This is a genomic window from Chitinophagaceae bacterium (assembly GCA_007695095.1).
Lineage (GTDB): Bacteria > Bacteroidota > Bacteroidia > Chitinophagales > REEL01 > REEL01.
Genome location: REEL01000138.1, coordinates 1 through 11,034, shown reverse-complemented (window position 1 = coordinate 11,034; position 11,034 = coordinate 1). Strand labels below are relative to the sequence as shown.

The 11,034-nt window shown below is 35.9% G+C and carries 12 protein-coding genes; 4 read left to right on the top strand and 8 right to left on the bottom strand.

All coding sequences use genetic code 11. The annotated features are described in order from the left end of the window. Positions 1-13: 13 nt before the first annotated feature. From EA412_11230 to EA412_11200, 7 genes are all read right to left on the bottom strand, one after another. Entirely contained in the window at positions 14-859 is an 846-nt protein-coding gene (locus EA412_11230) for an acetyl-CoA carboxylase carboxyltransferase subunit beta (protein TVR77426.1), read from the bottom strand. 95 nt (positions 860-954) lie between these two features. Beyond that, the gene (locus EA412_11225; GenBank protein ID TVR77425.1) at positions 955-2,013 is read right to left on the bottom strand and encodes a class I fructose-bisphosphate aldolase; all 1,059 of its coding nucleotides are present in this window, start codon (positions 2,011-2,013) and stop codon (positions 955-957) included. Between the two features lie 74 nt (positions 2,014-2,087). Beyond that, complete coding sequence (locus tag EA412_11220) at positions 2,088-3,194, bottom strand: M42 family peptidase (GenBank protein TVR77424.1); 1,107 nt, start codon at positions 3,192-3,194, stop codon at positions 2,088-2,090. Between the two features lie 11 nt (positions 3,195-3,205). Next, positions 3,206-4,750, bottom strand: coding sequence for an acyl-CoA carboxylase subunit beta (locus tag EA412_11215; GenBank protein TVR77423.1), 1,545 nt, complete (start codon positions 4,748-4,750; stop codon positions 3,206-3,208). A gap of 39 nt (positions 4,751-4,789) precedes the next feature. After that, positions 4,790-5,545 (bottom strand): YebC/PmpR family DNA-binding transcriptional regulator, encoded by a 756-nt coding sequence (locus EA412_11210; GenBank protein TVR77422.1) that lies wholly within the window; start codon positions 5,543-5,545, stop codon positions 4,790-4,792. Positions 5,546-5,696: 151 nt separating this feature from the next. After that, a complete protein-coding gene (locus EA412_11205; GenBank protein ID TVR77421.1) occupies positions 5,697-7,022 on the bottom strand; it encodes an MATE family efflux transporter in 1,326 nt (441 codons plus the stop codon). Between the two features lie 6 nt (positions 7,023-7,028). Then, entirely contained in the window at positions 7,029-7,457 is a 429-nt protein-coding gene (locus EA412_11200) for a PaaI family thioesterase (protein ID TVR77420.1), read from the bottom strand. Between the two features lie 454 nt (positions 7,458-7,911). Here EA412_11200 and EA412_11195 point away from each other — a divergent pair, with 454 nt between their 5' ends. The 4 genes from EA412_11195 to EA412_11180 are packed head-to-tail and all read left to right on the top strand — an operon-like array spanning position 7,912 to position 10,366. Beyond that, on the top strand, positions 7,912-8,478 hold the full coding sequence (locus tag EA412_11195) for a hypothetical protein (protein ID TVR77419.1): 567 nt from the start codon (positions 7,912-7,914) through the stop codon (positions 8,476-8,478). An 11-nt stretch (positions 8,479-8,489) separates the two neighbouring features. After that, positions 8,490-9,299 (top strand): DUF3822 family protein, encoded by an 810-nt coding sequence (locus EA412_11190; protein TVR77418.1) that lies wholly within the window; start codon positions 8,490-8,492, stop codon positions 9,297-9,299. Further along, entirely contained in the window at positions 9,296-9,847 is a 552-nt protein-coding gene (locus EA412_11185; GenBank protein ID TVR77417.1) for a methyltransferase domain-containing protein, read from the top strand. Before EA412_11190 ends, EA412_11185 begins: the two co-directional genes overlap by 4 nt. A 42-nt stretch (positions 9,848-9,889) precedes the next feature. Beyond that, positions 9,890-10,366: a pantetheine-phosphate adenylyltransferase gene (locus EA412_11180; GenBank protein TVR77416.1), complete on the top strand. Its 477-nt coding sequence runs from the start codon at positions 9,890-9,892 to the stop codon at positions 10,364-10,366. A gap of 2 nt (positions 10,367-10,368) precedes the next feature. Here the strand turns inward: EA412_11180 and EA412_11175 are convergent. Beyond that, the coding region (locus EA412_11175; GenBank protein ID TVR77415.1) for a hypothetical protein at positions 10,369-11,034 on the bottom strand (666 nt) is incomplete at its 5' end.

Below are 11,034 nucleotides of genomic sequence, written 5' to 3'. Positions count from 1 at the left end.
AAAATGAATCTAACTAACTCCTAAAGATTTTTACCAAATCAGAGACTCGTTGTTTGAGGTCTTTACGGTTTACTATGAAATCCAGGAAACCTTTTTCTAATAGAAATTCAGACTTTTGAAAACCTTCCGGTAAGTCCTTTTTAATGGTTTCTTTGATAACTCTGGGACCTGCAAATCCAATCAAAGCATCAGGCTCAGCCATATTTATATCACCAAGCATAGCAAAAGAAGCAGTAACTCCACCGGTTGTAGGGTCAGTCATTAATGAAAAATAAGGCAAACCTGCTCTGGCTAATTGAGTCAGTTTAGCGGATGTTTTAGCCATTTGCATCAATGAAAAAGCAGACTCCATCATTCTGGCACCACCTGATTTACTGATTATCATTAATGGGATTTTATGCTCAATAGCATAATCTACAGCACGGGCAATCTTCTCCCCTACAACACTACCCATTGAACCCCCAATAAAACTAAAATCCATACAGGCAACTACAATTCTTTCATTATTCACGAGTCCATCGGCAACCCGCATTGCATCTGTTAATTTAGTTTTCTTAGTAGTAAGCCGGATTCGCTCTTCATAGGTTTTTAAGTCCTTAAAATTTAAAAAGTCTATCGGTTTGATATTTTCAAACAGCCATTCATATTTGCCCTGGTCAAAAAGAAAATCAAAATAAATTCTGGAGCTTATCCGGCCGTGGTAATCACAATTCGGACAAACATATAAATTTTCCATTAGCTCTTTGGTGGTATGAGTTTTACCACAAGACGGACACTTATTCCACAAACCGTCAGGAGCCTCTTTCTTCTCCCTGGTACTCGTTTTTATACCTTCAGTAAATCTCTTAAACCATCCCATAATAACAACCTTTTTGCACCTTCATATCAATGAAAGTAATTTTGATTAACTAAATTAAGTAAAAATTTAGCGATTCTTTAATATTAACAATAGTATTAAGCTATGGTTACCTCTTTTGATAAGTACACATCCTGAATGGCATTTAACAACTTCACCCCTTCATTCATATCACGCTGAAAGGCTTTTCTACCGGATATAAGACCGGCACCACCGGCTCTTTTATTAATTACAGCAGTTGCAACAGCATCAGCTAAGTCTGTTTCACCACCGGATGCGCCACCTGAGTTTATCAGACCAACTTTGCCCATATAGCAGTTAGCAACCTGATAACGACATAAATCTATCGGGTGATCAGAAGACAGTTCATTATAAACTTTAGGATGCGTTTTTCCAAAATTAACAGCAGTATATCCTCCGTTATTTTCAGGAAGTTTTTGTTTAATTATATCTGCCTGAATGGTTACACCCAAATGATTGGCCTGGCCGGTTAAGTCAGCAGCTACATGATAATCGGTTCCATCCTTTTTAAAATCACTGTTTCGCAGATAGCACCAGAGAATGGTTGCCATTCCCAGTTCGTGAGCATATTCAAAGGCTTCAGCCACTTCTACGATTTGTCTGGCAGCATTATCCGATCCAAAATAAATAGTTGCACCTACAGCAGCAGCACCCATATTCCATGCATCCCTAACACTACCAAACATGATTTGGTCGTAGGTTGTAGGATAGGTAAGCAATTCGTTATGATTAATTTTTACAATCATAGGGATTTTATGAGCATACTTTCTGGATATCAGACCAACATTTCCAAAGGTCGTTGCAACTGCATTGCAACCACCCTCTATGGCCAGCTTTACAATATTTTCCGGATCGAAATAGATAGGATTCGGAGCAAATGAAGCACCGGCAGAATGTTCTATACCCTGATCTACAGGAAGAATTGACATATAGCCTGTGTTTGCCAGACGGCCATGATTATAAATTGCAGAAATACTTCTTAAGGTTTGGATGCTTCTATTGCTATCTTTCCAAACATCATCTATAGTTTCCGGAGACGGTAAAGTAAGCTGCTCCTTAGAAATAGTCTTACAAGTATGACCCAAGAGTTTCTCCCCTTGTTCACCCAGTAAATGGGAAATATTATCTAGTGACATAACGTATTTTTAAGTTAAGATTTAGAGTTTTGAGCAAAAAAACAAATTAAATTTCAAATTTCAATATTTGAAGCCTACAAATAAGAAAACTTAAAAGAAGGATCAAAGTTTATTAATATCTCATAAATAAGTTCAATACTGTATTCAACATCTGTTTTATCTGCCATTTCCACAGTAGTATGCATATATCTTAGCGGGAAAGAAATCAAAGCACTTGGCACACCCCCATTGGAGTAAGCAAATGCATCTGTATCTGTTCCGGTTACTCTTGAAGCTGCATCTCTTTGAAAAGGTATTTTATTCTTTTCTGCTATTGAGAGTATGAAATCATACAGATTATTATGTATGGCCGGCCCTTGTGGTATGATTGGACCTAATCCGCATTTATAATCTCCTTCATTTATTTTAGAAATATTGGGTGTATTGGTATCGTGAGCAACGTCAGTAACAATCGCCATATTGGGCTTAATAGTTTGAGTTATCATTTCGGCACCTCTTAAGCCAACTTCTTCCTGCACGGCATTGACAATATACAATCCAAATGGAAGCTTCTTTTTATTTGTTTTTAAAAGTCTTGCCACTTCTGCAATGGTAAAGCCACCCAAACGATTATCTAAACCACGGGCTACATAATACTTATCATTAAGCTTCATGTATGGATCTTCATAGGTAACAACACATCCAACATGTATACCCAGCTTTTCAACTGCTTCTTTATCTTTACAACCGGCATCCAATACAATATTTTTCATGGATGGAGCATCTTCTTTTTCTTTACGGGTATGTATTGCCGGCCAGCCGAAAATTGCTTTTCTGATTCCTTTTTTTGTATGGATATTTACTCTTTTGGAAGGGGCAATCTGATGGTCAGAGCCACCATTTCTTCTTACATAAATATATCCGTCATCAGTAATATAACTGACAAACCAGGAAATTTCATCTGCGTGAGCTTCAATCACCACTTTAAATTCAGCCTTTGGGTTAATTACCCCTACTGCTGTTCCGTAATTATCTACAAAAAACTCATCAACATAAGGTTTTAGGTACTCTAACCAAACTTTTTGGCCTTCTATTTCAAATCCTGTTGGTGAGGCATTATTTAAATACTTTTCTAAAAAAGCTTCACTTTTAGCGTTAATAATTTTCTTTGGGTCTCTTAATTTTTTCTCTTTCTTAGCCATAAATTTATTTTTTATAAAGGAATATTTCCATGTTTTTTTCGAGGCATTTCATCTACCTTATTTTCTAACATGGTAAAAGTTTTTATTAATTTCATACGGGTTTGTTCGGGTAAGATTACCTCGTCCACAAAACCTCTGTCAGCTGCTCTGTATGGATTTGCAAATTTTTCAGAATACTCATCTACTTTTTGTTGCAGTTTTTCTTCCGGATTTTCCGCTGCCGCTATTTCTCTTTTAAAAATGATTTCTGCCGCTCCTTTAGGGCCCATAACGGCAATTTCAGCTGAAGGCCATGCAAAATTGATATCAGCACCTATGTGTTTGGAATTCATGACATCATAAGCTCCTCCATAGGCTTTTCGGGTAATGACCGTAACTTTTGGGACAGAAGCTTCACAAAAAGCATAAAGCAACTTGGCTCCATTTGTAATGATGGCATTCCACTCCTGATCAGTGCCGGGTAAAAATCCGGGGACATCTACCAAAACCAATAAAGGAATATTAAACGCATCACAAAATCTTACAAAACGGGCTCCTTTAACAGAAGCATCTATATCTAAAACTCCTGCTAAATGGGCAGGCTGATTAGCTACTATTCCTACACTTCTGCCACCAATAAAAGCAAATCCTACAACTATATTTTCAGCGAAATCCTTATGTACTTCAAAAAATGAATTTTCATCAACAATTCCATCAATTACTTCTCTGATATCATATGGTTGTTGACTGGATTCCGGAATAATTCCTTTTAAAGAATCTCTGATTTCATTTTCTGATAACTCATAAGGATACTTTGGAGCGGTGTCTTCACAGTTTTGGGGGATATATTGGACAAGTTTTTTGATATTTTCAATACATTCCAACTCGTTTTTACAGGCAAAGTGTGTAACCCCGGACTTGCTTGCATGAGTAGCAGCGCCGCCCAGCTCTTCGGAAGTTACATTTTCATGTGTAACCGTTTTTACTACATTTGGCCCGGTAACAAACATATAAGAAGTCTTTTCAACCATCAGCACAAAGTCTGTGATTGCCGGCGAATAAACAGCACCACCGGCGCAAGGACCCATAACTGCTGAAATTTGAGGTATAACTCCGGAAGCTCTTGTATTTCTGTAAAAAATATCTGCATAACCACCCAGAGAAACTACCCCCTCCTGAATCCTGGCTCCTCCTGAATCGTTCAATCCAATCACAGGTGCTCCATTTTTCATAGCCATATCCATGATTTTACAGATTTTTTCGGCATGTGTCTCAGATAGAGAGCCTCCAAAAACAGTAAAATCCTGAGAGTAGACATATACTAATCTGTTATTGATAGTACCGTAACCGGTTACCACTCCATCCCCGAGAAATTTTTGCTTTTCCATTCCAAAGTCAGTACAACGGTGGGTTACCAACTGACCAATTTCTTCAAAAGAACCTTCGTCCAATAAAAAATGAAGCCTTTCTCTTGCTGATAGTTTACCTTTTTTATGTTGTGCTTCTAAACGCTCCTTTCCACCTCCCAGTAAAGCCTGCTCTTGCTTTTTCTTTAACTTTTCTATTTTTTCTTTCATGTAAAATCTTTATTTTTTCAGTAATGCAGGTTTTTGTTTTCAGGCATCTGCTTCCAAAGCCGAAATAATCTCTTCAGTCATTTCCATATTATGAAAAACAGCCTGAACATCATCATCATCTTCTAAAGTTTCAACCAATTTCAATACCTTTCGGGCTGTTTCTACATCTACTTTATTCGTCGTTTTAGGTATTCTCTGTAAATCTACACTATTTGTTTCTATATTCAGCTCTTCCAGCTTTTTCTGCATATTACCATAATCTCCTAATTCCGTAAAAACTGTTACTTCTCCTTCATAGAATTCCAAGTCATCAGCGCCTGCATCTATCAACTCAAGGGTTAGATCATCCTCATTGAATTCGCCCTGAGAAAAAACAAAAACCCCTTTTCGATCAAACAAAAAATCTACGCTTCCACTGGTGGCTAAACTTCCACCTAACTTATTGAAATAACTTCTGACATTTGAAACGGTTCTGTTTTGATTGTCTGATAAACACTCTACAAATAAAGCTATTCCTCCCGGAGCATATCCTTCGTAATTTAATTCAGTATACTTAGCGCTATCGGTATCATTTGCTTTTTTAACTGCTCTTTCAACATTTTCTTTAGGCATGTTAACCCCTTTAGCATTTTGAATTGCCAGGCGCAATCGAGGGTTGAATTCCGGTTCTGCACTCCCCCCTTCTTTTACAGCAACGGTAATTTCTTTTATAAGTCTGCTGAAAATTTTAGAGCGCTTTGCATCAGCCACTCCTTTTTTTCTTTTAATTTTAGACCACTTATTATGTCCTGCCATATATTTTGATTATTAACTGCAAAAGTAACAATAATTAGAAAATAACTTTTTCTTAAAAATGATTTTAAATTAATTCAGCGTTTACAGACGCAAATAATTGCTTTTAATTATAAGATAATTTACATTCAACTTAAAAATAAGTATCAGGGAATTAAATTACTTTATTTCTCCAATCTCCTTTTTTTAAATAAATAATACCAAAAAATGCCAGTGAAATCCAGTATATCCATTCAGATGTCCAGGCAACTTGTAAGCTTAACTGTAAAACTTCAATTACAATATAAATATAGGCAGTGTAAACAACTATAGTGATGATTTCAATGTATAAAGATTGCTTTGTGGAACCGGTACTCACAATTCCATGAAACAGAACCGTAGAGACAGCATATATCAAAAGAGCCAGAGATATAGTCCAGGTCAACGATTTCGCCAATTCAACTACTTCTGTTTCCGGTGTATAAAAATAAAAAATCGGATCGGTGAAAATTAGCAAAATTCCAATCATTATAGATGTCAGCAAAAGACTGAATAAAATTATTTTCCCCAGAGCCGGCAATACCTGATCCTGCCTTTGCTGCCCCATCAAATTTGAAATAATAGTACTGGCCGCCGACGAAAAAGCCCAGGCCGGAATACCAAAAACGACATATATACTTTTTAAAACGCTACTGGCAGCCAATTCCAATTCACCCATATTTTCTATCATAGTAAAAAATACCAGCCAGCCTCCCAAGCCCACCAGGCTTTGAAGTACAATCGGAGTCGATAAGGATGAAATTGATTTTATGAGCACTTTATCCGGTAACACAAAGCTAAATGCTGAAAATTGCTTTCTAAGACCTGAAAAAATTAAATGAAGCACAAAAAATAAGCTAACCAGAATTTCAGCTAAATTAGAGGCTAATGCAGCTCCGGCAATTCCCATTTCCGGGAAACCGTAATTTCCGAATATAAACAGATAATTAAAGACTATATTTATGGCAGCCATGGCCATGATAAACAATACGATTATATGCGTTCTGCCAATTCCCATATAAAAAGAGAGGAAAACACTTCCAATAAAACCAAAAAAGACACCCCAGGAACGCATTTTTACATACTCCCAACTGGATTGTAATACAGAGCCTTCCTGTATCAAAAATGTCAAAGTAGCTTGTCCTCCTAATATAATCCCTAAAAACAGTAATGCAGCAATGCAAAAAACTGCATAAATACTATTATCAAGTATTTTCCCTACCTCATCAAATCTTTTTTCGCCTATTCTTCTGGCTGCAAATATTTGAGTGCCTTTGGTATATGAAAAGCCTATCATGAATAAAATCATGTAAATAAGACTTACAAAACCTATGGCTGCTAATTCAGTTTGGCCGACTCTACCCAGAAATGCCGTATCAGAAACGGCAATTATACTCTGTGCAAAACTACCTATAACAATAGGGTAAGATAGTTTCCAGATGTTAGAGAAAGTAGGCCGCATAATCTATTATTTTTTCCTAACAGCCATTGTCATCGTTGATTTGGCTATTATTTTTTGCTCAGTATTTCGTACAACACTTTCACAAAAACAAAACTGTTTACCGGCTTTAACTACTTCCCCTGTAACATAAAACCTTTCACTTTGACCGGGATGAAAGTACGTTACCTTTATCTCTACTGTAAAAACCATCTCATCCGGTGCTACTACACTGTAAGCAGCAAAACCTCCTGCCATATCACAAAGAGAAGAAGTTACTCCGCCATGCAATATACCATTTTGCTGATGATGTATCTCTTTAAAATCTAAATATCCCTTTATTCTTCCAACTTCTATGTCCGTAATTTTAAAGTCTATGTAGTGCATAAACTTATTCAAATCTATCTTTGACCTGACGTATTCTTTAAAGTCAGGATTTTTAGAATGTATCTCTTGCATAAACAAATATTGAAGCGAAATTAACTATTCCCTACTGATTACAAAAATTTATAAATAAATTGTAACTAAGGAATACATGTTTTGGAGGTATGAAGCTTACTTTTTCAGGAAAAAATTCTGTTGAATTAAAACACCGCTAAGCATTAAGATAGATAGGCCAACTAAATTCAAGAAATTGATTTCCATTTATAAAGTGCTCAAAATTAATACTAAATTCTTAACATTCGAGCAATTGGATTTAAAAGCCATGAAGCGTATAAAAGTGAATGCTGAGTTTTTCAAAATCTCCAAAAAAAATTCAGCTCAAAAACTTTTTTTAAAAAAAATCAACTAAAAAAGAATTTAGCAATTGACTTCTTCGTTTTTATATTAATAATTTCAGTTAAAAAATTGCAAAGCTGAAAGGATTAAACAAAAAAAGTTTTATAATTGTGGTGTAAACGTATAATAAACTATGAATTACATAAAAATTTCTCTTAATGTAGGCTTAGGGCTGGTTGTAGCTTTGATGACTTTTTTCTTATATTCAATGGTGAATGACCCCATTCAGTTTGAGCGTCAAAAGTCTGACAGGTATGATAAAGTCATTGAAAGATTAAAAGATATCCGTACTGCTCAGTTAGCTTACAGAGATCTTAGAGGTTCTTTTGCAGGAGATTTCGATCAATTGATTCATACCCTTAAGTTTGACTCAATACCGGAAGTAAGAATTATTGGAAACCCGGATGATACAGCTCAAACCGTAATTTATGATACTATCTACTACAATATGATGGATAGAGTTTTCCCGGCAAAAGTGGTTAATCCCGATTCTTTAAGATACATTCCTTACTCAGGAGGTGATACTTTTAACATCTCGGCCGGATCAATTACCCGTAACAGAGTTAACATTAGTGTATTCGAAGTGAGTGCTCCGGAAACTAAATTCTTAAAAGGATTGGATCCCCGATTTATTAACCGGGATTTTGCACTAAGAGTAGGATCCATGTCAGAAGGAAATCTCTCAGGAAACTGGGAATAAAATATATACCCATGGAACAAAAGACTTCTTTTGATTCCGAAACCATTCGGATAGATTCTGACCATAATAAACTTACAATATTAAATATTGCTGAAGATAAAATCAGATTAAGGTACTATCAGGATGAAAAAGCCCATTTTTATACCGCTGATTTTGAAGCTCAATCAGATGCTTCCAGTGGTTTAGAAAAAACACTTTCCGATTTACCGGTTGACTTAATGGAAGTATCGAAATTAAAAATAGGGATGCTTTATCCTTTTTTTTCATTGATTCCGGAAGTTTTTTTTCAAAAAGATGATGTAAGAACTTTGGCCGGAGCTAATCTTCATATACCTGCGGGCTCTTTGGTGATGGAAGATAAGTTGAAGTTTACCGATGCCCGATTGCTTTATGTGCTTCGATTTGATAAATATCGCTTACTGCACCAACTAAACAAAAACACAGACATTGAACACCTGGCTGTTTCTCTTTTAAATTTATTTTATGAGCAGAGCCGGGGAAAACAAAAAGCAACTTTTCTATATAAATTGAACAAACACCTTTTGGTCGCTGTTTTTATTGATCAAAAAATGGTATTTGCCAATATCTTTAGTGTAATGAATGCCGATGATATGCTTTATTATACATTATTGGTTTTGGAGTCTACCGGATTAGATCAGGAAAACGACCCGGTTTATCTTTCCGGTGAGATTAAAGAGGGAGGAGTTTTATACAATCATTTACACAAGTATATTCGCAAACTGCATTTCAGCGAATTGGAAACAAAAGATTTTAAAAAAATAGATAGTATAGATGTCGATATATACAGTCACTACTTATGAGAATAATCAGCGGAAAATTTAAAGGCAGACGTTTCAGAGCACCCTCAAATATCCCCACCCGACCTACTACAGATACGGCCAAAGAAGGGCTTTTCAATATACTGAACAATTACTATAATTTTGATAGAGTCAGCTTTTTAGACTTATTTATGGGCACCGGTGCAATCAGTTATGAATTTGCATCCAGAGGCTGTACGGATATAACCTCAGTGGATTTATTTCCGGCTTGTGTAAAATTTGCCAAAAAAATGACAGATGATTTACAAATTGAAGGCATGCAGGTCATTCAGGCTGATGTATTGCAGTTTATTAAATTCAGCCAACGCCAATATGATATCATTTTTGCCGGACCTCCCTACCCTATGGAAGAAATTCCACTACTACCCGATATGGTTTTAGAAAATAACATGCTCACAGATGTGGGTTGGTTCATTTTAGAGCATTCTCCGGACCATGACTTTACCGACCACCCAAATCTGGAGCAAATAAGAATGTATGGAAAAACTACTTTCAGTATATTTACAAAAACTAAAATTTCTGAAGACTAATTTTCTTAATTCTAAAAAATTTAAAACTTAAAAATTGAGATTATGAAAATAGCTGTATTCCCCGGGTCTTTTGATCCAATAACTATAGGTCATGTTGATTTAATTGAGCGTGGTTTAAATATTTTTGACCAGATAATAGTAGCAATTGGCAACAACACAAACAAAAAATACCTTTTTGATATAGAAAAACGTAAGCGATTTATTGAAAAAATTTTTGAAGGTAGACAAGGAATCCAAATTAAACATTATGACACCTTAACGGTGGACTTTTGCAAAAGTGTAAATGCAAGATATATACTCAGGGGATTACGGTCAGGTATAGATTTTGAGTATGAAAAAACCATTGCCATGCTTAACAAAAATCTGAATCCTGACATAGAAACTGTTTGTTTGGTAAGCCGTCCGGAGCTTTCACATATAAGCTCTACGGTAGTCAGAGAAATTATCATGCACAATGGAAAAATTAATCGCTTCGTGCACACTAAAATTGCGGACGATTTACAAAATCCAATATTTTAATTTCAATAGGTGATATCGGAATCCTCATCCGGCCAGTTATTGTTACTTTCCGGATTGCCCTCTTGAGTTCGCAAGCCAAAAATGTCGCTAAAAGCTGCATACAAACTACAGTAAACGACCGGCATTGCTACGATAATCCCTATACCCAACGCCAAAGCACCCAGTAAAATAACGAAAAAACAAAGCACCAGGAACCCAAATATCTGAAACCATTGTCTGGTAATGACTTTACGGCTATACTCCATGGCAGGCCAAAATTCTGTTTTGGTAAAAACAATAATCGGTATTGCAAAAACCCAGCTTACGACAAGGTATAATCCCGGAATAATTAAAAAAACAAAGCCTATACCTACTAATAATGAAGACAGTAAAGCGTAAATAACCAGTTGTAAAGGATCTTTCAATGGCTCAAAAAACACTTCAAAAGATGGGATTCCTCCCTTTTTTAAATAGTGAGCCATATGATAGTTACAGGCCAGAAAAAGAGACGATAAAACCACCGAAACCATATTACTGATGTAGGTTCCTGACTGGCTGATAAAAAAATAGAGTACGGCAGAAATTAAAAACAATCCCATAAATCCAACAGGATATTTCTTAAAAATATCCCAGCCTTCCGAAAAGTATTGCTGATAGCGAACAGCATATCCTTCAATAGAAAGCTTTTC